General features: G+C 68.3%; 20 protein-coding genes and 2 pseudogenes. 11 read left to right on the forward strand and 11 right to left on the reverse strand.

Features of this window, described 5'->3' with window-relative positions:
- Positions 1-57: 57 nt before the first annotated feature.
- Positions 58-1,437 (reverse strand): OmpP1/FadL family transporter, encoded by a 1,380-nt coding sequence (locus AC04MD_RS13870; protein ID WP_475497864.1) that lies wholly within the window; start codon positions 1,435-1,437, stop codon positions 58-60.
- A gap of 350 nt (positions 1,438-1,787) precedes the next feature.
- Between AC04MD_RS13870 and AC04MD_RS13875 the strand changes: the two are divergent.
- The 3 genes and pseudogenes from AC04MD_RS13875 to AC04MD_RS13885 form a co-directional block, all read left to right on the forward strand.
- Positions 1,788-2,351, forward strand: a pseudogene (locus AC04MD_RS13875) (rhomboid family intramembrane serine protease); the annotation flags it as partial.
- An 18-nt stretch (positions 2,352-2,369) separates the two neighbouring features.
- Entirely contained in the window at positions 2,370-2,690 is a 321-nt protein-coding gene (locus tag AC04MD_RS13880) for a DUF1820 family protein (protein WP_475497865.1), read from the forward strand.
- A gap of 84 nt (positions 2,691-2,774) precedes the next feature.
- Positions 2,775-4,040, forward strand: coding sequence for a cation:proton antiporter (locus tag AC04MD_RS13885; RefSeq protein ID WP_475497866.1), 1,266 nt, complete (start codon positions 2,775-2,777; stop codon positions 4,038-4,040).
- A 24-nt stretch (positions 4,041-4,064) separates the two neighbouring features.
- On the opposite strand, the pseudogene AC04MD_RS13890 reads toward AC04MD_RS13885, so the two are convergent.
- The 3 genes and pseudogenes from AC04MD_RS13890 to gpmI all read right to left on the reverse strand — a co-directional run.
- A pseudogene (locus AC04MD_RS13890) lies at positions 4,065-5,396 on the reverse strand (S41 family peptidase); the annotation flags it as partial.
- 117 nt (positions 5,397-5,513) lie between these two features.
- Positions 5,514-6,764 (reverse strand): murein hydrolase activator EnvC family protein, encoded by a 1,251-nt coding sequence (locus tag AC04MD_RS13895; RefSeq protein WP_475497867.1) that lies wholly within the window; start codon positions 6,762-6,764, stop codon positions 5,514-5,516.
- Positions 6,764-8,320, reverse strand: a complete 1,557-nt coding sequence (gene gpmI / locus AC04MD_RS13900; protein WP_475497868.1) for a 2,3-bisphosphoglycerate-independent phosphoglycerate mutase — start codon at positions 8,318-8,320, stop codon at positions 6,764-6,766. Before gpmI ends, AC04MD_RS13895 begins: the two co-directional genes overlap by 1 nt.
- Before the next feature lie 138 nt (positions 8,321-8,458).
- Between gpmI and AC04MD_RS13905 the strand changes: the two genes are divergently transcribed.
- From AC04MD_RS13905 to AC04MD_RS13915, 3 genes are all read left to right on the forward strand, one after another.
- Positions 8,459-9,118 carry a DUF4097 family beta strand repeat-containing protein gene (locus AC04MD_RS13905; RefSeq protein ID WP_475498168.1) on the forward strand — a complete coding sequence of 220 codons (660 nt, stop codon included), beginning with the start codon at positions 8,459-8,461 and terminating at the stop codon, positions 9,116-9,118.
- A gap of 115 nt (positions 9,119-9,233) precedes the next feature.
- The gene (locus tag AC04MD_RS13910; RefSeq protein ID WP_475497869.1) at positions 9,234-10,934 is read left to right on the forward strand and encodes a M28 family metallopeptidase; all 1,701 of its coding nucleotides are present in this window, start codon (positions 9,234-9,236) and stop codon (positions 10,932-10,934) included.
- A gap of 330 nt (positions 10,935-11,264) precedes the next feature.
- Positions 11,265-11,657 carry an MAPEG family protein gene (locus AC04MD_RS13915; protein WP_475497870.1) on the forward strand — a complete coding sequence of 131 codons (393 nt, stop codon included), beginning with the start codon at positions 11,265-11,267 and terminating at the stop codon, positions 11,655-11,657.
- A 175-nt stretch (positions 11,658-11,832) separates the two neighbouring features.
- Here AC04MD_RS13915 and AC04MD_RS13920 read toward each other — a convergent pair whose 3' ends face one another.
- Positions 11,833-12,561: a pseudouridine synthase gene (locus tag AC04MD_RS13920; protein WP_475497871.1), complete on the reverse strand. Its 729-nt coding sequence runs from the start codon at positions 12,559-12,561 to the stop codon at positions 11,833-11,835.
- A gap of 82 nt (positions 12,562-12,643) precedes the next feature.
- On the opposite strand from AC04MD_RS13920, the gene AC04MD_RS13925 reads away from it, so the two are divergent.
- Together AC04MD_RS13925 and AC04MD_RS13930 are read left to right on the forward strand one after the other, a co-directional pair.
- Positions 12,644-15,436 carry a M16 family metallopeptidase gene (locus AC04MD_RS13925; protein ID WP_475497872.1) on the forward strand — a complete coding sequence of 931 codons (2,793 nt, stop codon included), beginning with the start codon at positions 12,644-12,646 and terminating at the stop codon, positions 15,434-15,436.
- A complete protein-coding gene (locus AC04MD_RS13930; RefSeq protein WP_475497873.1) occupies positions 15,433-15,699 on the forward strand; it encodes a hypothetical protein in 267 nt (88 codons plus the stop codon). The genes AC04MD_RS13925 and AC04MD_RS13930 overlap by 4 nt, the downstream gene beginning before the upstream one ends.
- A 1,018-nt stretch (positions 15,700-16,717) precedes the next feature.
- Here the strand turns inward: AC04MD_RS13930 and AC04MD_RS13935 are convergent.
- Positions 16,718-17,566, reverse strand: a complete 849-nt coding sequence (locus AC04MD_RS13935; protein WP_475497874.1) for an endonuclease/exonuclease/phosphatase family protein — start codon at positions 17,564-17,566, stop codon at positions 16,718-16,720.
- A gap of 75 nt (positions 17,567-17,641) precedes the next feature.
- On the opposite strand from AC04MD_RS13935, the gene AC04MD_RS13940 reads away from it, so the two are divergent.
- Entirely contained in the window at positions 17,642-17,956 is a 315-nt protein-coding gene (locus tag AC04MD_RS13940) for a hypothetical protein (protein ID WP_475497875.1), read from the forward strand.
- Between the two features lie 3 nt (positions 17,957-17,959).
- Positions 17,960-18,337 (forward strand): hypothetical protein, encoded by a 378-nt coding sequence (locus tag AC04MD_RS13945; RefSeq protein WP_475497876.1) that lies wholly within the window; start codon positions 17,960-17,962, stop codon positions 18,335-18,337.
- Between the two features lie 24 nt (positions 18,338-18,361).
- Here the strand turns inward: AC04MD_RS13945 and AC04MD_RS13950 are convergent, their stop codons facing one another.
- A complete protein-coding gene (locus AC04MD_RS13950; protein WP_475497877.1) occupies positions 18,362-18,928 on the reverse strand; it encodes a type 1 glutamine amidotransferase domain-containing protein in 567 nt (188 codons plus the stop codon).
- A gap of 132 nt (positions 18,929-19,060) precedes the next feature.
- Here AC04MD_RS13950 and AC04MD_RS13955 point away from each other — a divergent pair, with 132 nt between their 5' ends.
- Positions 19,061-19,459, forward strand: coding sequence for a hypothetical protein (locus tag AC04MD_RS13955; RefSeq protein WP_475497878.1), 399 nt, complete (start codon positions 19,061-19,063; stop codon positions 19,457-19,459).
- Here the strand turns inward: AC04MD_RS13955 and AC04MD_RS13960 are convergent.
- The 4 genes from AC04MD_RS13960 to AC04MD_RS13975 all read right to left on the reverse strand — a co-directional run bounded on the left by AC04MD_RS13960 (position 19,442) and on the right by AC04MD_RS13975 (position 22,341).
- Positions 19,442-19,759 (reverse strand): hypothetical protein, encoded by a 318-nt coding sequence (locus tag AC04MD_RS13960; RefSeq protein ID WP_475497879.1) that lies wholly within the window; start codon positions 19,757-19,759, stop codon positions 19,442-19,444. The two genes, AC04MD_RS13955 and AC04MD_RS13960, sit on opposite strands and share 18 nt — an antisense overlap.
- A 16-nt stretch (positions 19,760-19,775) precedes the next feature.
- Complete coding sequence (gene ubiB / locus AC04MD_RS13965; RefSeq protein WP_475497880.1) at positions 19,776-21,428, reverse strand: ubiquinone biosynthesis regulatory protein kinase UbiB; 1,653 nt, start codon at positions 21,426-21,428, stop codon at positions 19,776-19,778.
- A complete protein-coding gene (locus tag AC04MD_RS13970; RefSeq protein WP_475497881.1) occupies positions 21,425-22,066 on the reverse strand; it encodes a ubiquinone biosynthesis accessory factor UbiJ in 642 nt (213 codons plus the stop codon). Before AC04MD_RS13970 ends, ubiB begins: the two co-directional genes overlap by 4 nt.
- Before the next feature lie 116 nt (positions 22,067-22,182).
- Positions 22,183-22,341 (reverse strand): DUF1328 domain-containing protein, encoded by a 159-nt coding sequence (locus tag AC04MD_RS13975; protein WP_146388387.1) that lies wholly within the window; start codon positions 22,339-22,341, stop codon positions 22,183-22,185.
- Between the last annotated feature and the right edge of the window lie 208 nt (positions 22,342-22,549).

A 22,549-nucleotide genomic window follows, 5' to 3' on the forward strand; every position in this document is an offset into this window, starting at 1 on the left:
CACAAAAGAAAAACCCCGCCTAAGCGGGGTTTTTCGTCGTTGCTGTCCGCGCCGCGATCAGAACTTGTACTGCATCGACACGCCGAACAGGTTGGCGCCGCCGTCGTACTCGCCCACCAGGCGCGAACCGCTGGACGAGACCAGGTCGATCTGCGGCTCGTCGGCCAGTTCCAGACGCACGTAGCTGGCGTTGAGCTCCAGGTTGTCGCTGACGTTCCAGCTCAGGCCCAGCGAGTACCAGTTGCGGTCTTCGTCGGGCATGCGCGGGGTGCGGTGCGCACGGGCGACCGGCGACTCGTCGCGCGCGATACCGGCGCGCAGGGTGAACTTGTCGTTGAGCGCGAACTCGCCGCCCAGCGAATAGAACCAGCTGTCGTGCCAGTCGTAGTTCTCCACCGCGTCGGCCTGCAGCGGGTTGTCGAACTCGATGCGGATTTCCTTCAGCGAATCCCAACCGGTGTGCACGCCTTCGGCCATGATCGCGAAGCGCTCGGTGGCCTGGTAGGTGGCGCTGAAGGTGTGGGTCGCCGGGGTGGTCAGCTTGGCGCCACCGCCGTCGGTCGCCTTGTAGATCGCGCTGCCCAGCACGCCGCGCACGTTGGCCGGCACGTCGAAGGTCGCGGTACCACGCAGTTCGTGGTCGATCTCGGAACGGTAGGCATAACCCAGCGACAGCTTGTCGGTCGGACGCAGGCTGATGCCGGCCAGCCAGCCGAAGCTGTTGTCGGTGCCGGAGATGCCGGCCACGCCGTCGTTCTTCTGCGGGCCGAACGGAGCGGCGACCGGGTTCGGGGTGACGCACAGCGCCACGGCGACGCGGCAGACGCCGGCGCCGAAGTCCACGGCGTTGGTCAGGGTGACGTCGGCGTGCTCGTAGATCACGCCGAGGCCCACCGAGGCGCGGTCGCTCAGTTCCAGCGAGGCGGCCAGCGTCAGGTCGACGATCTTCACGTCGGATTCCAGCGCGTGGTAGCGGCCGACCCAGTCGGACTCGTAATCGGTCTTCAGGCCGAACGGCGCGCTGATCATGGCGCCCAGGGTGACGTACTCGAACTGGTCGCTCAGCGGCAGGATGAACGACATGGCCGGCACAGCGGCGATGTCGCCGGCGTCTCCGCCGTCACCACCACGCAGCGGCTGCTGCAGGGCGGTGCCGGCCGCGGCGGTGCCGCCACCGGTGAACTCGAACGACAGGTCGATCGCGGTGACGTCGGCCTGGAAGGTCTTGTCGGTAAAGGTCGACATCATGGCGGGGTTGTTGACCACCACCGAAGCGTCGCCCTTGGCCGAGGCCGAACCGGCCATCGCGCGGCCCTGGGCCTTGACGCTGTTTTCCTTCAGCTGGAAGGCGGCGGCGTGGACATCGCCGTAGGCGAGCACGCCGGCAATGCCGAGGGCCAGCGCCGTAACGCGGGACAGGTTCTTGGTGAGTTCCATCTGTATCTCTCCGGAGACGTGGGTAAGAGTCATCTGCGTCGCTCAGGGCCGCGGTGTGTGTCCACCTTTCGGCCTGCCGGAAGCCCCTCCCGACATACGACGCCGTATGCAGTATACCTGCTAACTAAACTCTAACAATCCGCTGTAAGTCATTGCCCCTATTCAGTTTCGTTGCGGCGCACCATGGGCAGTCCGGCGGCGACCCGGTACAGTGCGGCCGCATGTTCGTTTCGCTGCCCTCCCGCCGGAAGCCGCCCGTCCGCTGGGCCACGCCCGCCCTGCTGGTACTGCTGTCCGCGGCCTTCTGCTGGGCGCTGACGCTGGGGGATGCGGCGCAGGGCCATCTGCTCACCCGCTGGGGCGCGCTGACCGGCGGCATGGTGGAGCCGGAGGTCTGGCTGGCGTCGCTGCAGAGCGGCACGGTACTGCGGCTGTTCACCGCACTCTTCCTGCATGCGGACTGGGCGCACCTGCTGGGCAACCTGGTGTTCCTGCTGATCTTCGGCCTGCCGTCTGAGCGGGCGATGGGCCCGTGGCGGTTCCTGCTGCTGTTCCTGGTCGGCGGCGCGGTGGCCAACGTCGCCGCCGTGTTGAGCATCGGCACGCCCGACCGCGTCATCATCGGCGCCAGCGGCGCCATCTCCGCGGTCATCGGCGCCTACCTGGCGCTGTTCCCCACCGCCAAGCTCGGCGTGGTGCTGCCGCTGGGCCTGTTCCTCGAATTCGTGAAGGCGCCCGCGTCGCTGTTGATCGGCATCTGGGCGCTGCTGCAGGTGGTGTTCGCCTACACCGGCCCGGCCTTCGGCGCGGTAGCGTGGTGGGCACATATCGCCGGCTTCCTGTTCGGCGTGGTATTCGCATTGTTCGTGCGCGCCGCGATCGCACGGCGCATGCGCAAGCGGCAGGGGTATTGAGGCTCCTATAATCCCGGCATGAAGACCACGCTCTACAAGATCAGCTTCCACAACCACACCAAGGTCTACGAGCTGTACGCGCGCAACGTGGCGGCCAGCGGCCTGTGGGGTTTCACCGAGGTGTCGGAGCTGGTGTTCGACGTCCACGAAGGCCTGGTGGTCGACCCCACCGAAGAGCGCCTGCGCGACGAGTTCGGCGGCACCAGGGTGCTGCACCTGCCGATGCAGAGCATCATCCGGGTGGAGGAAGTGGAACGGAAAGGCCAGTCGGCCATCCGCGATGCGGCCACCGGCGAGAAGGTGGTGACGCCGTTCCCGATGCCCGCCAAGCCGCGCTGAGCGCGGCGTCGCCGGCCCGCCGGCCTGCGGTTCTCAGGCGCGCACCGTCGCCTCTATGATGGTGCATCACGCAGGGGCGTCGGGATGTCCACCTCACAGCTGTCCGTCTATTTCTTCCTGCAGGCGGGCCTGATCATCCTCGCGTGCCGCCTGGTCGGGAAGCTCGCCCAGCGCATCGGCCAGCCGCAGGTCGTCGGCGAGATGATCGCCGGCGTGATGCTCGGCCCGTCGCTGTTCGGCGCCGTGCTGCCGGATGCGCAGGCGGCGCTGTTCCCGAAGGACACCCTGGACATGCTGTACGTCGGCGGCCAGGTGGGCGTGGGCATGTACATGTTCCTGGTCGGCACCGAGTTCCAGGCCGACCACATCCGCACGCGCTACCGCAGCGCAATGGCGGTGTCGTGGGCCGGCATCGCGGTGCCGTTCGTGCTGGCGTTCGCGCTGGCGCCGTGGCTGCAGCACGTGCCGGGGCTGTTCGCGGACCATGCGCGCTTCCTCGAGATCGCCCTCTTCCTCGGCGCCGCCATCGCCATCACCGCCTTCCCGATGCTGGCGCGGATCATCCACGAGCGCGGCCTGGCCGGCACCCCGCTGGGCACGCTGGCGCTCACCGCGGGCGCGATGGACGACGCCGCCGCGTGGTGCATCCTGGCGATCGTGCTGGCGAGCTTCGGCGGCAGCTGGAACCAGGCCTGGATCGCGATCGGCGGCGGCATCGCCTACGTGGCGTTCATGCTGTTGGCCGGTCGCCGCCTGCTGGCGCCGCTGGGCGCACAGGTCCCGGCGGAAGGGCCGTTGCCGACGCCGGTGTTCGCCTGGGTGATGGCAGCCTTCTTCCTCTGCGCATGGGCGATGGACGCGATCGGCATCCATGCGGTGTTCGGGGGCTTCATCCTCGGCATCTGCCTGCCGCGCGGTGCGCTGACCGCGCGCCTGCGCGAGCGCCTGCAGGGCATGGTCGTGGTCGTGCTGCTGCCGCTGTTCTTCACCTATTCCGGGTTGAAGACCCAGCTTTCCGTGCTGCTCGACCCCGCCATCCTGCTGCCGGCGGTCGCGATCCTGCTGGCCTCGTTCGGCGGCAAGGCGATCGCGTGCTGGGCCGCCGCGCGCCTGTCTGGCGAGTCGCCGCGCGATGCGAAGGCGATCGGCGCACTGATGAATGCGCGTGGCCTGATGGAACTCATCATCATCAACATCGGCCTGCAGGCGGGCATCATCAAGCCCGGCCTGTTCACCATCCTCGTGATCATGGCCATCCTGACCACGCTGATGGCGACGCCGTTGTTCAACCGCATCATGCGCGACCGCGGCATGCCGCAGGTCGCGACCGGCACGCCGCCGGCGTCGTGAGGCGCGCGCTCAGCGCGGCGTCGATGCCGGCGTCGCGCGCGCGGTGACCGCGATCTTCTTGAGTTCGACGAGCGCCGCGTTGATCGGCGCATCGCCATCCAGCACGTCGCCCGGCACGTAGCCGGCGGCGCCTTCCTCGTCACCGCGCAGATGGCCCGGCAACGTCGCTTCGGTGATGTAGAGCTGGCCGTCCTGTTCGACCACCGAGCCCGGCTTTGCGTCGGCGATGTCCGGCTTCACCACCACGTCCGGCACGATGCCGCTGGCCTGGATCGACTTGCCGCTGGGCGTGTAATAGCGCGCCGTCGTCAGCTTGACCGAGTCGCCGTTGTCCAGTGGCAGCACGGTCTGCACCGAGCCCTTGCCGAAGGTGCGGCTGCCGACCACGCGTGCACGGTTGTTGTCGCGCAGCGCGCCGGCCAGCACTTCCGAGGCGCTGGCCGAACCGGCGTCGACCAGCACCACCACCGGCGCGCCGTTGAGGCGGTCGCCCGGCGTGGCGTCGAACTTGGAATCGCTGATCGACATGCGCCCGCGCGTGCTGACGATGTTGCCCTTGTCGAGCAGGTCGTCCGCCACCTGCACGGCGGCGAGCAGCAGGCCGCCGGGATTGCTGCGCAGGTCCAGCACCAGGCCACGCAGCTTGCCGCCCTGCTGCAGCTTGTCGATCTGCCGCTGGAATTCGGCGGCGGTATCGGTCTGGAACGCCTTGATCCGCACGTAGCCATAGCCCGGCTCGAGCACGCGGCTGGCGACGCTGTTCACGCGGATGGTCTCGCGGGTCAGGGGCACGTCGAACGGCTTCGGGGTGCCCTCGCGCACGATGGTCAGCACGATCTTGCTGCCCGGCGCACCGCGCAGCGGCTCCATGCCGTCTTCGGCGCTGATCGGTTTGCCGTCGATCGCGGTGATGAGGTCGCCGGACTTGATGCCGGCCTTCGCGGCAGGCGTGTCGTCGATCGGGGACACCACCAGCAACGTGCGGTCGGGCTGCTGCATCAGCTCCACGCCGATGCCTTCGTAGGCGCCGTTGGCCTGCTCGTCGAAGGCTTCGGAATCGGCCTTGTCGAAATAGGTGCTGTGCGGATCCAGGTCGAGCAGCAGGCCACGGATCGCGGACTGCATCAGCTTCTTGTCCTCGACCGGTTCTACATACGCTTCCTTGACCGCATTGAACACGGCCACGTACCGGCGGATCTCCTCGAGCGGCACCTTCGGCGCGTTCTCGGCCGCGTCGGGATCGTCGCTGGGCGCGACCACCGGCGGCGTGTCCGGCGATGGCGCCTGCTGCTGCGCCCACGCCGGCAGTGCGGCGAGCAGGGCGACGGTCAGGATGGCCAGGGGGAAACGCGGCATGCGGACGCTCCAGATGAGGCTCGGATGGTACTTCGCGCGCATGCGCGAAGTTCACCGGATTATGCGCGAAGCCGTGAAGGCCAGATGTTCAAGGCGGGTTAGGATCCGCCGCCCCGTTCATCGCCGCTGCAGCCACGAGGACGGGTCCACCGGCTGGCCGTTGCGGCGCAGTTCGAAGTACAGCGCCGCCTGGCCCTGCCCGCCCGAGGTACCGACGCGCGCGACCGCATCGCCGCGCTTCACCCGGTCGCCGCTGTCCTTCAGCAGGCTGTCGTTGTGCGCGTACAGGCTCATGTAGCCGTTGCCGTGGTCGAGGATCAGGATCAGGCCGTAGCCGGTCATCCATTCCGAGAACACCACCGTGCCGTCCGCCACCGCAGTGACCGGTGTACCCGACGGCGCACCGATCAGCACGCCGGTACTGGCACGACCATCCGGCAGGCGGCCGCCATAGCGCGCCAGCAGGTTGCCCGACACCGGCCAGCCCAGGCCGCCGACCTTCAGTGCGGGCGCGGACGCGACCGCCGGGCGCGGCGGTGCGATGCGGGTGCTGCGCGTCGCCGTGCCGTTGTTCTCGCGCTTCTGTGCGGCGGCTGCCGCGGCGGCTTCGCGACGCGCGGCGGCACGACGCTCGGCTTCCGCACGTGCCGCCGCCGCACGCAGGCTCTTCAGCAGCGTCTCGAGCGAACGGGCGTCCTGGCCGAGCGCTTTTTCCTTCGCGGCACGGTCCTGGTAGCGCTGGTCGAGGTCGGCCATCAGGCTGGCGCGTGCCTTGCGGTCCTTCTCGAGTTGCGCGACCTGGCCGCGCTGCTTCACGCGCGCCGCATCCAGCTCGGCCTGGCGGGCGACGATGTCGCGCTCGACCTGGTCCAGCGCCGCGAGCTCGGTATTGAGGGATTCGATGCGCCGCGCCTGGTCGCGCTGCACGTAGCGGTGATAGGCGAGCAGGCGGTTGACATCCGCCACGCGGTCCTGCGACAGCAGCACTTTCAGCGGCGCATCGTCGCCGCGCTGGTAGGCCGAACGCACCAGCGCGGTCAGCTGCCTGCGCTGCGCCGCCTGCTGGCCCTGCATGGCATCGCGCTTCCGCTGCAGTTCCTCCAGCGCCGCGGCCTCGCGACGCAACGCGGCTTCGGTGTCGGACAGCGAGCGCGTGGTGCGGCCGACCTGTTCGTCGGCATCGCGCAACTGGCGCGACGCGGCACCGCGTTCGCTTTCCAGCTTGCGCCGTTCCTGCCCGATCGACTTCAACTCGCTGCGCACGCGCTCCAGCTTGCGCTCGGTCTCGCGCGAATTCTGCGCCGATGCCACCAGCGACAGTCCTGCGAGCAGGACGACCGCGCATGCGAGCCGGACGCGGTGCGGCATCAGGCGTCGATCAGGCTGCGGCCGCTCATGTCGGCCGGCTGCGGCAGGCCGAGCAGTTGCAGCAGGGTCGGCGACACATCGCGCAATGCACCGCCGCTACGCAGCGTGACGGCCGGTGCGCCTTCCGGCTGCACCAGCACCAGCGGCACCGGGCCGACCGTGTGCGCGGTGTGCGGCTGGCCGGTGGCGGGGTCGCGCATCATCTCCAGGTTGCCGTGATCCGCAGTGATGATCATCGCACCGCCAGCCGCGCGTACGGCGGCATCGACCGCACCCACCGCCTTGTCCACCGCCTGCGCGGCCAGGATCGCCGCCTGCAGGTCGCCGCTGTGGCCGACCATGTCGGGATTGGCGATGTTGCAGACGATGGCATCGAAGCGGCCCGCGCCGATCGCCTCGACCAGCTTCTCGGTCAGCTCGGGACAACTCATTTCCGGCTGCAGGTCGTAGGTGGCGACCTTTGGGCTGGGAATCAGGATGCGCTCCTCGCCGTCGAACACGTCCTCGCGACCACCGCTGAAGAAGAACGTCACGTGCGCGTACTTTTCGGTCTCGGCGATGCGCAGCTGGGTCAGGCCGTGCTCGGCCAGCAGTTCACCGAAGGTCTCGCGCAGGTCGTCGGGACCGAACGCCACCGGCGCTGGCAGCCTGGCGTCGTACTCGGTCAGGCAGACGTAGCGCGCGAGCTTGGGCACGCGCCGTTCGAAGCCGTCGAACGCCGGCGACACGAACGCCGCGCTCAGCTGGCGCGCGCGGTCGGCGCGGAAATTCATGAACACCACCGCGTCGCCATCGGCCATCGGCTGCGCTCCGTCGATGACGGTGGGCAGCACGAACTCGTCGTTCTCGCCGCGCGCATAGGCGGCTTCGAGCGCCGCGACGCTGCTGCCGGCGTGGTGTTCGCTCTTCGCCTCGACGATGGCGTCCCACGCCCGCCGCACGCGGTCCCAGCGCTTGTCGCGGTCCATCGCGTAGTAGCGGCCGCTGACCGAGGCGATATGCGCATTGCCGAGCGTCGCGCACAGGTCCTGCAACGCGCGCAGGCTGGGCTCGGCCGATTTCGGCGGCGTGTCGCGGCCGTCGAGGAAGGCGTGCACCGCCACGCGCGGCACGCCCTGGCGCCTGGCCAGTTCCAGCATCGCGAAGAGGTGCAGTTCATGGCTGTGCACGCCGCCCGGCGACAGCAGGCCGAACACGTGCAGGGTCTTGCCGTCGGCCTTGGCGGCGTCGCAGGCCGCGACCAGTTCGGCGTTGGTATAGAAGCTGCCGTCCTCGATGGCGGCATCGATGCGGGTCAGGTCCTGGTAGACGATGCGGCCCGCACCGAGGTTCATGTGGCCCACTTCCGAATTGCCCATCTGCCCGTCCGGCAGGCCGACGTGGCGGCCTTCGGTGTGGATCAGCGTGTGCGGCGCGGTGGCCAGCAGGCGGCGCCAGTTCGGCAGTTCGGCCTGCGCCAGCGCGTTGTCGGTGGGGTCTTCGCGATGCCCCCAGCCATCCAGGATCAGCAGCACGACGGGCTTGGGACGCTTCACGGACGCAGGGGATGCGGACACGGCAGGATTCCAGTGACTTCAGGCAGATGACGATTGTAGCGAAGCATGGTGCCATCCTTGCCCGCACGCCGGCGTTTAAACCTTCGCGACCACCGGCGCATCAGACCGATACGAGACCACCCGAGAGGCAACCCCATGATCCGTCCCCGTACCGCCCTGCTGCTGACGCTGGCCCTGGCCACCACCCCTGCGCTGGCCCAGCAGGAAATCTCCAAGGTCAACGGCAGCATCACCGCCGACGCCGGCCAGACCTATGGCGACCTGAACACCGTCAACGGCAGCATCCGCATCGGCGACGGCGTGACCGCCGAAGACGCCAGCACCGTCAACGGCGGCATCACCGTCGGCGACAAGGCGGTGGTGGAATCGCTGGAAACCGTCAACGGCGCCATCCGCGCCGGCAAGGACGTGAACGTCCGCAAGGACGTCGAAACCGTCAACGGCAGCATCTTCATCGACCGCGGCGGCGTGGTCGGCGGCGACGTCGAGACCGTCAACGGCGCCATCGGCCTGGTGGCCACGCAGGTGGGCGGCAGCATCGAAACCGTCCGCGGCGACGTCACCGTCGGCGTCGGTTCGAAGGTCCGCGGCGGCCTGCGCGTGCAGAAGTCCACCGGCTTCTTCAACACCGACAGCAAGAAGCCGCCGCGCATCGTGATCGGCCCGAACGCCGAGGTGAACGGCCCGCTGGTGTTCGAGCGCCCCGTCGTGCTGTACGTCCACACCAGCGCCAAGATCGGCCCCGTGACCGGCGCCACCGCCAAGTCCTTCAGCACCGACACCGCGCCGGCCGAGTAAGCGGTTCTGCCCCCTCCCCCGCCTGCGGGGGAGGGTCGGGTGGGGGCGCGCTTCCAGCAAAGCCTGTCCCGCCCTTTGTAGCTAGAATCGGGGTTCCGTTCGTTGAGGAATCCCGATGTCCCGCAAGTTGATGCTGGTGCTCGCCACCGCGGCCGCCCTGGCCGCGTGCAAGCAAGAAACCCCGGCGCCCGCGCCCGAGGCGGCCACGCCGCCGCCCGCCGCCGCCCACGCCTTCACCGCCGACATCACCGAAGGCGACTTCGCCGACCTGGTGAAGACGCTGTCCTCGGACGAATTCGAAGGCCGCGCGCCCGGCTCGGTGGGCGAAGAGAAGACCGCCGCCTACCTCGAAGCGCAGATGAAGCGCATCGGCCTGCAGCCCGGCAACAACGGCAGCTACTTCCAGGACGTGCCGATGGTGGAGACCACCGCGGACGAAACCGCCACCTCGCTGAAGCTGACCACCGCAGCCGGCGCGCGCGACCTGACGTTCGGCACCGACTACGTCATCGGCACCCGCACCGGCCAGACCGACGTCACGCTGGATGCCAGCGACCTGGTCTTCGTCGGCTACGGCGTGGACGCGCCGGAGCAGAAGTGGAACGACTACGCCGGCCAGGACTGGACCGGCAAGACCGTGGTGATCTTCGTCAACGATCCCGGCTTCCACGCCAAGGACGAGACGCTGTTCGGCGGCAACCGCATGACCTATTACGGGCGCTGGACGTACAAGTTCGAAGAGGCCGCGCGCAAGGGTGCCGCCGCCGCGCTGATCGTGCACGACACGGCCGGCGCCAGCTACGGCTGGGACGTGGTGAAGAACTCCTGGTCCGGCGCGCAGTACGACCTGCCGGCCAAGGACGACCCGGAGAAGCGCATCCCGCTGCAGGGCTGGCTGAGCGCCGAGGCCGCCAAGCAGCTGTTCGCCGACGCCGGCCTGAGCCTCGACGAGGCCTACGCCAACGCCGGCAAGCGCGGCTTCAAGCCGGTGTCGCTGAAGGCCAAGGTGTCCGCCACGCTGAAGAGCAGCATCACCGAGAAGACCTCGCGCAACGTCATCGGCTTGCTGCCGGGCGCCAGCAAGCCCGACGAGGCCGTGCTGTACATGGCGCACTGGGACCACCTGGGCAAGCACGAGGGCGAGGAAGGCGACAACATCTACAACGGTGCCGTCGACAACGCGACCGGCGTGGCCGGCATCCTCGAGATCGCCGAAGCCTTCGCCCACCAGGATCCGAAGCCCGCGCGCTCGGTGGTGTTCGTCGCGGTGACGCTGGAAGAGTCCGGCCTGCTCGGCTCCAAGTACTACGTCGCCCACCCGACCTTCCCGCTGAACAAGATCGCCGGCGTGATCAACCTCGACGCGATGAGCGTCGGCGGCAAGTCGCGCGACTTCGTCGTCACCGGCAAGGGCAACTCCGAGCTGGAAGACATGCTGAAGGTCTATGCCGACCAGCAGGGCCGCGTGCTCGCCGAGGAAGGCAACCCGGCCGGCGGCTACTACTTCCGCAGCGACCACTTCAACTTCGCCAAGGCCGGCGTGCCGGCGCTGTACGCCAAGGGCGGCAACGACCTGCTGGACGGCGGCGTCGACGCGGGCAAGGCGGCGAGCGAGGAATACGCCAAGCGCTACCACCAGGCCAGCGACGAAATGCACGACGGCTGGAAGCTGGACGGCGTGGTGCAGGACCTGCAGGCGCTGTACGGCGTGGGCAAGGACCTGGCCGTCGCCGACAAGTGGCCGAACTGGTACGAAGGCAACCCCTTCAAGGCCGCACGCGACACCATGATGAAAGCGGAACCGGCGAAGAAGTAATTCGCAACTTCCGATGCAGGACGAAAACGGCGCCGAAGGGCGCCGTTTTCTTTTCTGTATCCGCAATACCCCTCTCCCCCGCCCGCGGGGGAGAGGGCGGCGCGCCGAAGGCGCGACGGGTGAGGGGCGATCGCGGCCTAGCCCTGTGGGAACGACGTCAGTCGCGATGAGGCTTTACCAGTGGACCATCGCGACTGACGTCGCTCCCACAAGGCAGGACAACCTCACATCACGCACTCCCCCTCACCCCCGGGGGAGAGGGGGCTTTCGGCGATGGACGCCGACGGAGTCCGCGCACTACCCTGCCGCATCTCCGGAGGGAAACCGCTCATGGCCATCGCGTACTGGTGCATCCTGGTCACCGCCCTGCTGCCTTACCTGTGGGTCTTCATCGCCAAGCGCTCCGGCGAGCGCTACAACAACCGCAACCCGCGCGCGTGGCTGGCCAAGCAGGACGGCAACTACAAGGTGCAGCGCGCCAATGCCGCGCACCTCAACGGCTTCGAGGCGTTCCCCGCCTTCGTCGCCGGCGTGCTGATGGCGCAATTGGCCGGCGTGCCGGCGGACACCATCACGCCGCTGGCCATCGCCTTCGTCATCGCGCGCGTCCTGCATGGCGTCTTCTACCTGGCCGACAAGCAGTCGCTGCGCAGCCTCGTATGGCTGCTCGGCATGCTGTGCGCCGTGGCGCTGATGGTGCTGGCGGCGATGCGGGTGGCGTGACGCAGTCTTCTATGGGAGCGACTGTAGGAGCGACGTAAGTCGCGACCGCACGTCATGAAAGTCCGCTGACGTTTCTTGGCAAGGAGTCTCGCCCATAAGACTGCGTTGGGTCAGGCCATCCCGACGTTTCGCTTCTGCGGTCGCGACTTACGTCGCTCCTACAGGAAGAGCATGGCTAGCGCAGATCTTCTTGCCACCCGAACAGCGCGAACGCCTTGAGGAACTCCGCATCCAGCGGCGCGACCGCCTCGATGCGTTCGCCGGTCGACGGGTGCGGGAACGACAGCCGTACCGCATGCAGCAGCATGCGGTGCACGCCCTGCATGCGGAAGTGGCGGTTGTGGCGGCCATCGCCGTGGCTGGTGTCGCCGATCAGATGATGGAACGCGTGCTTCAGGTGCCGGCGGATCTGGCGGAAGCGGCCGGTTTCCGGCTGGCAACGCAGCAGCGCATAGCGTGAGGTCTCGAACTCGCCCGACGGCAGCGGCAGTTCGCCGGTCGCCAGCCGCACGAAGCGCGTCAGCGCCGGCTTCTTCTCCGGCTTGCCCGGGCCGCCATCGATGGGATGGTCGACGACGAAGTCCGGCTCCGGCCAACCGCGGCATACGGCCAGGTAATCCTTCTCCACCTCGCGCGACATCAGCACCTTGCCCAGCGTTGAGGCGCTGTCGCGGTCGAAGGCGACCAGCAGGCAGCCGCTGGTGGCGCGATCCAACCGGTGGATCAGGAAGATCGGCTTGCCGAACTGCACGCGCAGGCGGTCGGCAACGAAGTCGGTCTCGCCGCGCGCCAGCTTGCTGTCGTGCGCCATCACGCCCGCGGGCTTGTTCACCACCGCGATCTGCGCATCGGCGTACAGCACGGGCAATGCGCCGTCATCGTTCGTGGTCTCACCGTAATCCATGAATCAACCTGCCTTGCAAATCTGCGAAACTCGGGGTTCGCCGCACGCACTGGACGCCCGCGGCCCCGATGGAGGATTGTGGATGAAGTCACCCCGTTTCATTGTCGCACTCGGCCTGGCCGTCTCGCTCGCCCTGGGCACGCCGCTGTCGCTGCAGGCGCAGGGCACGCTGCCGAAAGGCGTCGTCGCCGGCCCCAGCATCGAAGGCATCAGCGAGTACACCCTGGCCAACGGCCTGCGCGTGCTGCTGTTCCCCGACGCCACCAAGCCCACCGTCACGGTGAACCTGGTCTACCAGGTGGGTTCGGTGCACGAGAACTACGGCGAGACCGGCATGGCGCACCTGCTGGAACACCTGCTGTTCAAGGGCACGCCCACGCAGTCCGACATCAGCGGCGAGATGAAGAAGCGCGGCATCGACTTCAACGCCACCACCGGCCTGGACCGCACCAACTACTTCGCCTCGTTCCCGGCCAACACCGACACCCTGGAGTGGGTGCTGACGATGGAAGCCGACCGCATGGTCCACTCGAACGTCGCCAGGAAGGACCTCGACAGCGAGATGACCGTGGTGCGCAACGAGCTGGAAGCCGGCGAGAACAATCCCGGCGGCGTGCTGTTCCAGCGCATCCGCTCCACCGCCTTCCTCTGGCACAACTACGGCAACACCACCATCGGCGCGCGCAGCGACGTGGAAGGCGTGCCGATCGACAAGCTGCAGGCGTTCTACCGCCAGTGGTACCAGCCGGACAACGCCACGCTGATCGTCGCCGGCCGCGTCGACACCGCCGACGTGCTGGCGCGCATCGCGCGCCACTTCGGCCCGGTGAAGAAGCCCACCCGTCCGCTGCCGCGCTTCTACACCATCGAACCCGCACAGGACGGCGAGCGCGAGGTCACCGTGCGCCGCGTCGGCAACCTGCGCCTGGTCGCGGCCGCCTACCACGTGCCCGCTGTCGCGCATGCCGACAACGCGCCCCTCAGCGTGCTGGCCAACGTCCTGGGCCATACGCCCGGTGGTCGCCTGCACAAGGCGCTGGTCGAGGGCAAGCTGGCCGCCGGCAGCGGCGCCAACAGCGAATCGATGCGCGACCCCGGCCTGATGACGGTCGTGGCGGTCGTCCCGAACGACGGCGATGCTCAGAAGACCGAAGCCGAACTGCTGAAGCAGGTCGAGCAGATCGCCGCGCGTCCGATCACCGAACAGGAAGTGGACGAAGCGAAGCAGCGCATCGGCAACGCCTACGACCTGTACTTCACCGACGTCAACGCGGTCGGCATGGGCCTGTCGGAATTCCAGGCCGCCGGTGACTGGCGCCTGCTGTTCACCAGCCGCGACGCCATCGAGAAGGTCACCGCCGCCGACGTCAACCGCGTCGCCGCCGCCTACCTGAAGTCGAGCAACCGCACGCTGGGTCGCTTCATCCCCAGCGAGACGCCGGAGCGCGTGGAGATTCCCGCCGCGCCGGCCGTCGCCACCGTGGTGGACGGCTACACCGGTCGTGCCGCGGTCAGCGCGGGCGAGCAGTTCGACCCCTCGCCGCAGAACATCGAATCGCGCACGCAGACCTTCACCCTGGGCAAGGCGCTGCGCGTGTCGTTGCTGCCGAAGAAGACGCGCGGCGGCACGGTGATCGTCGACGCCAACTTCCGCTTCGCCGACGAAGCCGCGCTGACCGGCCGCGAAGGCGCCGCCGGCATGGCCGGCGCGATGCTGATGCGCGGCAGCACGACGATGACGCGCACGCAGATCGACCAGCGCCTGGAACAGCTGAAGACGCAGGGCAACATCAGCGGCAGCCTGCAGGGCGCGGCCATCGGCCTGCAGACACGGCGCGAGTACCTGGCCGATGCGCTGGCGCTGGCCGCCGACGTGCTGCGCCACCCGGCGTTCCCGCAGGATGAGTTCGAACAGCTGCGCGTGCAGGCGATGACCGGCATGGAAGCCTCGCGGCAGGAGCCGGGTGCCATCGCCGGCCGCGCGCTCGCGCAATACTTCGATCCGTGGCCGGCCGGCCATCCGCTGCACAACCGCACACTGGACGAGTCCATCGCGTTGATGAAGGCGCTGAAGCTGGACGACGTGCGCGCCTTCCACCGCGATATCTACGGCACCTCCGAAGGCGAGATCGCCATCGTCGGCGACTTCGATCCCGTCGCCGTGCGCGCGCAGCTGGAACAGCTGTTCGCCGGCTGGCAGGCCGGCACGCCGTACGCGTCCATCGACACGCGCTACACCCGCGTCGCGGCCAAGCAGCAGCGCTTCGAAACGCCGGACAAGCCCAACGCCGTGCTGCTGGCACGGCAGAACCTGTCGCTGCGCGTGACCGACGCCGACTACCCCGCGCTGATCGTCGCCAACCGCATCTTCGGCGGCGGCGCGCTGAAGTCGCGCCTGGGCGACCGCATCCGCCAGCAGGAAGGCCTCAGCTACGGCGTCTCCAGCGGCATGCGCGCCGACGACAGCCGCAGCGGCCAGGACGACGCCGGCAGCTTCACCGTGCAGGCGATCGCCGCGCCGGAAAACATGGCGAAGGTGGAAGCGCTGGTGCGCGAGGAACTGGACAAGCTGCTGAAGGACGGCGTCACCGCCGACGAGCTGAAGGACGCCGTCGCCGGCACGCTGACCGAGCGCCAGCAGGCCCGCGCCGAGGACGGCACCATCGCCGGCATGCTCACCGACCAGCTCTACTTCGGCCGCACCATGCAGTTCACCGCCGACCTGGACGCGAAGTACGCGGCGCTGACGCGCGAGCAGGTCAATGCGGCCATCCGCAAGCACCTGAAGCCCGACGCGCTGAGCGTATTCGTCGCCGGCGACTTCGCCAAGAAGGCGGGCGCGCCCGCGGCGGCGGCACCCGGAGCGACGCCATGAGCGATGCGAAGCAGGACGCCGCCCTCGCCCGCTCGCAGAAGATCCGTGAGCAGGGACCGCTGCGCTTCATCGTCTACCGCGGCATGCTCGGCTGGGGCCTCACCACGGCCGTGCCGTGGTGCGGATTGATGATGGTGTTCACCGACAGGGAGTTCGTGCCGCTGCTGATCGCTGCGCTGATCGGGTTTCCCGTCTGCGGACTGGTATGGGGTGGTGCGATGTGGTTCTTCGCGGAGAAGCGACGCGAGCGGGCGGAACGCTGACCAAGCTCGCGCGCGACGACGCACCGCATCGACAACGGCTCCGCGAGGGGCCGTTGTCGTTTGTGGACTCGGACGCCGATGCGGTGCGCTCCCCCTCACCCCAGCCCTCTCCCCCGCAGGCGGGGGAGAGGGGGTTGTCCGCTGAATGGTCAGAGGTTCCAGGCTTCATCGCACAGCGGAGCGCTACTTTCCGCCTGCCTCCGGCAGGTTGTGATCCTTGCGAACGTGGGGGCTACCGACATGTCCACCTCGCATCGACGCTGCCCCCTCTCCCCCGCCAGCGGGGGAGAGGGGTTGTCCGCTGAATGGTGGGAGGTTCTGGGCTTCGTCGCACAGTGGAGCGCTACTTTCCGCCTGCCTCCGGCAGGTTGTGATCCTCGCGGACGTGGAGGCTCCTGACATGTCCACCCCGCACCGAAGCTGCCCCCTCTCCCCCGCCAGCGGGGCAGAGGGGTTGTCCGCTGAATGGTGGGAGGTTCCGGCTTCGTCGCACAGGGGAGCGCTACTTTCCGCCTGCCTGCAGCAGGTTGTGATCCTCGCGGACGTGGAGGCTCCTGACATGTCCACCCCGCACCGAAGCTGCCCCCTCTCCCCCGCTCGCGGGGGAGAGGGTTGGGGTGAGGGGGCGCCGCCTCAACCCATCGCACCCTGCCCCCAAACACCATCAATCGCGTTCAGAGCCCCATCGCTCTCACATTGAGCCCCGCACACAAGGCTCGGAGCCCCTCGGATGGAGCATCGAATCCCAATGATGGCCGTCGGAAAACGATCGATGGCTCTCGGAAAGCCATCGATGGGGCTCCCGTGCTCCATCTTTCTCACATTGAGAGCCATCGATGGCGCGCCCCATGCGATCGATGGCCTTCCGAATGCCATCGATGCGTCTTTGGATGTCATCCCATCGCTTTCCGAGCCCCATTGATCGGGCTGAACGTGCCATCGATGGCACATTGAGCTCGGCGTATGACAGTCCGGACTCGATCGTCGGGATTCCGGGCTCCATCACAGGCCTGCAGCCTTACGGCAAGCGCAGCGTCACCACCACCGGGAAGTGATCCGACGGATAGCGCTGGTTCCAGCGCGTCGTCACCGAGGCGACCGACTCCAGCTGCACGCCGCGCACGAAGATCCAGTCGATGCGCTTGTCGGCCCGACCGGTGAAGCCATGGAACGTCGCGTCGATGCCATCCACGCGCGGCGCGGTGGTCCACGCGTCCTGCAGCGTGCGCGCCAGCACCGCATGCACCTCGCTGTCGGGCGTGGTGTTGAAGTCGCCGGTCAGCACCACCGGTACGTCGGTCGGCAACGTGGCCAGATACGCGGCGATCGCGTTCGCGCCCTTCACGCGCGCGGCTTCGTCCTGGTCGCGATACGGCAGGTGGGTGTTGAGCAGGTAGAAGCGCTTGCCGTCGCGGCGCTCGAACAGCGCCCACGTCACCATGCGCGGATGCAGGTGGTGCCAGGTGATGCTGCCCGGCACGTCCGGCGTATCCGACAGCCAGAAATCGCCGGACGCCAGGACCTTCAACCGGTCCTGCCGGTAGAACACGCCCATGTGCTCGCCGCCGCCGCCTGCCTCGCGGCCACGGCCGAACCAGGCGTACTGCGGCAGTTCATGCGCGAGGTACTCGGCCTGCGTCTTCATCAGTTCCTGCAGGCCGATCACGTCCGGCGCCTGCTCGCGAAGCATGCGCACCGCCAGCGGCTTGCGCCTCTCCCAGTAGTCCACGCCATCGCTCTCGGCAGGCAGGCGGATGTTGAAGCTCATCACGGAAAGCGGCACGTCGTCCGCCGCGGCTAAACCGGTACTGAAGCCGGACGCCATCATCAGCGCCAGCCACGCCATGCCGCGTGCCATCCTCTTCATGCGCACCTCGTTCGCAGGACCGGGCCGCAGTATAGGACCCGCGCATTGCCATCACGTCATCAGGGAGAGATCGCCATGTCGCTGTTCGCCGCTGTCCTCTTCGCGTTCGCCGGCCAGGCCGGCGCCCACGATCCGCAGTACCTCGACCGCACCATCAACAGCGCCAACGACCTGGTGGGCTGGTGCCGCGCCGAAGCCGAAGCGCGCTATGCCGGGCGCGGTATGGCGACCTATCAGTGGACGTCGTCGCAAGTCGATCGCGGCAATACGATTTTCGTCGAGGGAAAACTGCGCGCGGACGGGCAGGACATCGCCGTCCGCTGCAGCGTCACCCGCGGCGCGCAGCTGCGTTACGCCAGCATCCAGATCGACGATCCGCGGATCCGCTGAGCGATGCATGCCCTCGCCTTGCTGCTGGCCATGGCGCCCGCCTCCGATCAGGAGGCGCAACCCGTCCCCCGGAATGACGCAGCTACCGTCTGCGTAACGCAGCGGCTGAAACCCTTCGTCAGTCCTTACGGTATCCAGCAGGCGTGGCCGGTGATGGCCGCGCCGCCGCCCAAGCTGCTCGACACGCTGGGCACGCCCCTGTCGAACATGGGCCATATCGCCGACGGCTACCAGCAGTTCCTGCACATCGACATGCAGGCGCGTGCGGTCTATGTGGTGGAACAGGGCGGGTTCGCGGGCACCACGAAAGTGTTCGGACCGTTGCCGCTGCCACGCTGCACGACACCGCCCATGCCCTCACCCTCGACGACGCCACGCTGAACCGCGTGGCGCTTTGAAGTTGGCTTACGCCGAGCGGCGCTGGCCGCTGTGCGTGCCTTCCGCGATCTCCTCCACCAGCTTGGCGCAGAACGCGGGCAGGTCCTTCGGCGTGCGGCTGGTGACCAGGCCCTTGTCGACGATGACCTCGTCGTCCTTCCAGGTCGCGCCGGCGTTCTCCAGGTCCTTGCGGATGTTCGGCACCGAGGTGATCGTGCGGCCTTTCAGTACATCGGCGTTGGCGAGCACCCACGGACCGTGGCAGATCGCGCCGACCGGCTTGCCGGCCTCGAAGAAGCCGCGGGTGAAGGCGAGCGCCTGGTCGTCCACGCGCAGCGTGTCCGGATTGAACAGGCCACCGGGAATGACGAGGGCATCGTAGTCCTGCGCGCTGACGTCGGACAGCACGTGGTCGACCGGAATCTCGTCGCCCTTGTCGAAGTGCTTGAAGCCCTGGATGCGGCCGGCATCGAGCGAGACGACGTCGACCTGCGCGTTGTGCTCCTTCAGCGCGCGCATCGGCTCGGTCAGCTCGGACTGCTCGAAGCCGTCGGTGGCGAGGATGGCGACGCGTTTGCCGGTGAGGTGGCTCATGGGGAACTCCCGTGCGAATGAGGCCTCAGCGTAGTTCCACCGCCGCGTACGGCATGCGAAGGAATCGTTGCCATCGCGTCAACGCGCGCAACAGGCGTGCTTCAATGCGTCCATGCACATGGGGACGGACACATGAAGAACCGCGCGGTCGTCGCGTTGCGCAGCGTGGTCGCCTTCATCGCGGCGCTGTACGCATTGCCGTTGGTGAACCAGATCGGCGGAGAACTCGCGCCTCTCCTGTCCCTGCCGCGGGGCAGCGATGTGCGCCTGGCCTACGACCTTGCGTGGGTGATCCTGGCCGGCATCACGGGCAGTGCACTCATGGTGGCCCTGGCCGCCGTGGCCAAGACCGCGCATGCGTGGGCGTTCTTCGCGCTGTACATGACGCTGGGCGCGGTCGTGACATGGATCGCGTGGGACGACTTCCCCCGCTGGTTCACCCTCGCCTGCCTGCTGACCCTGCCGCTGCAGGTATGGCTGGGCTGGTGGCTGATGTGGGGCCGCAAGCGAGGCTTACCCCGCAGGGGATGAGGACGAAGCGTCCACCTGCGATGCGCCCACGACAAAGCGGCTCACGCCTTCGTCGCTATCGATCCCCCAAGGCGAGGTGTCGACCTCGGTACAGTCGCCTTTCGCACCGTGTGCCAGCGTGCGAACCACGAGGCATGCAATCCATAGGTCGCAGGGCAGAGACTGCCCCTGATAACCGACCACCGGCGCCTTGTCGACGCATCGGTGCCGATGCCCCGCCGCATCCTGGATATCGAACTCGACCCGACAGGGAAAGCCATCATCGATCACGCTAACCACGGCGACGCGCAGCAAGGACACCGTGGGGCTCGTTCGCCTAGCGCCTGGGCCACGCCGCCAGCAGCGCCCACAGGCCGCCGATGCCGGCGATCCATGCAGCAGCGGGCACGTCGAACAGGCTCGGCCCACCCGCTTCCAGCGCGTACAGCACGGCCGCGACGATCAGCAGGCCGACGCCGAGGATCGCGGCGACGACGCGTCGCTGCATGCCCTTCATCGTCTGCGCCAGGTCGGCCAGGTCCTTCGAACGCAGCGCCAGCTCGTGCCGGCCTTCGACCTGCTGACTGAGCCACGCATGCACCAGCCGCGGCATGTCCGGCGCGTGGGTCATGATCTCCGGCAGGCGCTTGCGGAATTCCTGCGCGGCGCGCTGCGGGCTGTAGCGTTCCAGCAGGATGCGCTCCAGCACCGGGCGCGCCACCGCCCAGATGTCGATCTGCGGATCCAGCTGGCGGCCCACGCCTTCGATGTTGAGCAAGGTCTTCTGCAGCAGGATCAGCTGCGGCTGCAGCGTCAGCTCGTAGCGCTGCGCGGTGCGGAACAGCTTGGCCAGCACCTCGGCCAGCGAGATCTCGCTGAGCGGGCGGGTGAAGTACGGCTCGCACACCGCACGCGCGGCCGCTTCCAGTTCGTCGATGCGGATATGCGACGGCATCCAGCCGGCCTGCACGTGCAGTTCGGCGATGCGGCGGTAGTCGCGGTTGAAGATCGCCATGAAGTTCTCGGCGAGCCAGTACTGGTCGTCGCGCGACAGCTGCCCCATGATGCCGAAGTCCAGCGCGATGAAGCGCGGATCGGTCTTGCGTTCCGGATCGACCCAGATGTTGCCGGCATGCGCGTCCGCGTGGAAGAAATTGTCGCGGAACACCTGCTGGTAGAACACGCGCACGCCCTTGGCGGCGAGCGCCCTGCGGTCGATGCCGGCGGCGTCGAGCGCGGCGATGTCGTCGGACGGAATGCCGCGCACGCGCTCCATCGTCATCGCGCGTTCGGCGGTGTGCGACCAGATCACCTCGGGCACGTACAGGTCCGGCGAGTCCGACCAGTTGCGTCGCAGCAGGCTGGCGTTGCCGGCCTCGCGCTGCAGGTCGAGCTCGGCCGCCAGCGTGTTTTCGATCTCGGCCACGATCTCGCGCGGGCGGATCTTGTCGGCATTCGGATGCGCTCGCTCGACGATGGCCGCAATGCTCTCCAGCAGCGCGATGTCGCCGGCGATCTGCTTGCGGATGTCGGGGCGCAGTACCTTGACCACCACCTCGCGCCCGCCGGGCAGCGTCGCCGCGTGCACCTGCGCGATGGACGCCGAGGCCAGCGGCGTGGTGTCGAACTGCTCGAACGCCTCATGGATCGGCCGGCCGAGTTCTTCCTCGACCAGCGCGCGCGCGCGATCGCCGTCGAACGGGGCGACGCGGTCCTGCAGCAGGGTCAGTTCTTCCGCGATATCGGGCGGGATCAGGTCGCGTCGCGTGGACAGGATCTGCCCGAACTTGACGAAGATCGGGCCGAGCTCCTGCAGCGCCAGGCGCAGACGCGCACCGCGCGGCTGCGCAGCGATCTCGGCCGAGGCGCGCGGCACGAACGGACGGCCGAGCTTCAACCAGCGTTCGACCGGCGTACCATCGAGCAGGTCGTCGAGGCGGTAGCGGAGCAGGACGCGGCCGATGCGGCTGGCCCGGAGCACCGACTTCATGCGCGGTGCTCCACGCGCGCGGCGAGGCGGCCGACACGCACGGCCATGCGCTCGACGTCGTCGCGGATGGCATCGACGTCGTCGTGGAAGGCGTTGAGCTCGTCGCGACCGACCACGTCGCGCGATTCCTCGGTGACGTACTCGGCCGCGCTTTCGGCGAGGTTGCCGGCGGCGCTGCGCGCCTGCTGCAGGCCAGCGCGCACCGCATTCGCGACCTGCACGCCGACCACGTCGCCGAACACGCGGGTGAACGGCAGCGACCAGTCGGGATCGAAGCGGGTGGCCAGCGTCTGCAGGCGGCGCGCGAGATCGGCATCGCCCGATACCTTGACCTTGCCGACGGGCGTGGCGTGGTCGCGGCGGAAGAACGGCAGTTGTCCGAGCAGGCCGCCGAGCGTGCTGCGCACGGCAAGGTCGGCTTCCAGCACTTCGCTGGCAGGACCCACCTGCAGGCGACCGCCGCCGACCATGATGTCCATCGCCAGCGGCGGGACATCGACCTTCAACTGGATGCGACGGCCTTCGAGCGGCAACAGGGCCGCGGAGGTGTCGGGATCAAGCGCGAGCGCCTGGTTGAGCGCGGCTTCCAGCGCGCGGCCGGCGAGGGGCTTGAGAGCGTCGAACGGAGACAGGTCCATGCCGCCATTCTAGCGGCAAAGCCTGGATGCCCCGCCCGCCCTTCCGCCTGCGTCGTGCGGGCTCGGGGCGGGCTCGATGGCATCCTGCCATCCCGGCGGGGAGAGACGGTGTGGCGTCAGACGCGTTTGCCGCGCAGGAGCGAGATGATCGCCAGGATCACGAAGACGACGAACAGCACCCACGCGATGTTGGTGGCGGCGCCAGCGATGCCGCTGAAACCCAGCACGGCGGCGATGAGCGCGATGACGAAGAAAATGACGGCGTAGCGCAGCATGGAAACTCCTTTTGTTGGCATCTGGCCAGTGGTACAGCCGGAAGTGGCGTGGGCCATGCTGGAATGCGGGGAGTCACGGGCGCGTGAGCGTCGCGCGGCGCCATATGGACGGGCTTAAGCGTCGTGATCCGTGCGTGAAGGCGGCTTGCAGGTTGTAGGAGGGACTTTAGCCCCGACGCACTCCACCATGGAGTTCGACGCAACCGAT

This window comes from Pseudoxanthomonas sp. LjRoot206 (assembly GCF_056175725.1).

Excerpts from the sequence above, each read along its gene's own strand:
- AC04MD_RS13870 (WP_475497864.1), bottom strand. The coding sequence starts at position 1,437 with ATGGAACTCACCAAGAACCTGTCCCGCGTTACGGCGCTGGCCCTCGGC.
- AC04MD_RS13880 (WP_475497865.1), top strand. The coding sequence starts at position 2,370 with ATGAAGACCACGCTCTACAAGATCAGCTTCCACAACCACACCAAGGTC.
- AC04MD_RS13885 (WP_475497866.1), top strand. The coding sequence starts at position 2,775 with ATGTCCACCTCACAGCTGTCCGTCTATTTCTTCCTGCAGGCGGGCCTG.
- AC04MD_RS13895 (WP_475497867.1), bottom strand. The coding sequence starts at position 6,764 with ATGCCGCACCGCGTCCGGCTCGCATGCGCGGTCGTCCTGCTCGCAGGA.
- AC04MD_RS13910 (WP_475497869.1), top strand. The coding sequence starts at position 9,234 with ATGTCCCGCAAGTTGATGCTGGTGCTCGCCACCGCGGCCGCCCTGGCC.
- AC04MD_RS13915 (WP_475497870.1), top strand. The coding sequence starts at position 11,265 with ATGGCCATCGCGTACTGGTGCATCCTGGTCACCGCCCTGCTGCCTTAC.
- AC04MD_RS13920 (WP_475497871.1), bottom strand. The coding sequence starts at position 12,561 with ATGGATTACGGTGAGACCACGAACGATGACGGCGCATTGCCCGTGCTG.
- AC04MD_RS13925 (WP_475497872.1), top strand. The coding sequence starts at position 12,644 with ATGAAGTCACCCCGTTTCATTGTCGCACTCGGCCTGGCCGTCTCGCTC.
- AC04MD_RS13930 (WP_475497873.1), top strand. The coding sequence starts at position 15,433 with ATGAGCGATGCGAAGCAGGACGCCGCCCTCGCCCGCTCGCAGAAGATC.
- AC04MD_RS13935 (WP_475497874.1), bottom strand. The coding sequence starts at position 17,566 with ATGAAGAGGATGGCACGCGGCATGGCGTGGCTGGCGCTGATGATGGCG.
- AC04MD_RS13940 (WP_475497875.1), top strand. The coding sequence starts at position 17,642 with ATGTCGCTGTTCGCCGCTGTCCTCTTCGCGTTCGCCGGCCAGGCCGGC.
- AC04MD_RS13945 (WP_475497876.1), top strand. The coding sequence starts at position 17,960 with ATGCATGCCCTCGCCTTGCTGCTGGCCATGGCGCCCGCCTCCGATCAG.
- AC04MD_RS13950 (WP_475497877.1), bottom strand. The coding sequence starts at position 18,928 with ATGAGCCACCTCACCGGCAAACGCGTCGCCATCCTCGCCACCGACGGC.
- AC04MD_RS13955 (WP_475497878.1), top strand. The coding sequence starts at position 19,061 with ATGAAGAACCGCGCGGTCGTCGCGTTGCGCAGCGTGGTCGCCTTCATC.
- ubiB (WP_475497880.1), bottom strand. The coding sequence starts at position 21,428 with ATGAAGTCGGTGCTCCGGGCCAGCCGCATCGGCCGCGTCCTGCTCCGC.
- AC04MD_RS13970 (WP_475497881.1), bottom strand. The coding sequence starts at position 22,066 with ATGGACCTGTCTCCGTTCGACGCTCTCAAGCCCCTCGCCGGCCGCGCG.
- AC04MD_RS13975 (WP_146388387.1), bottom strand. The coding sequence starts at position 22,341 with ATGCTGCGCTACGCCGTCATTTTCTTCGTCATCGCGCTCATCGCCGCC.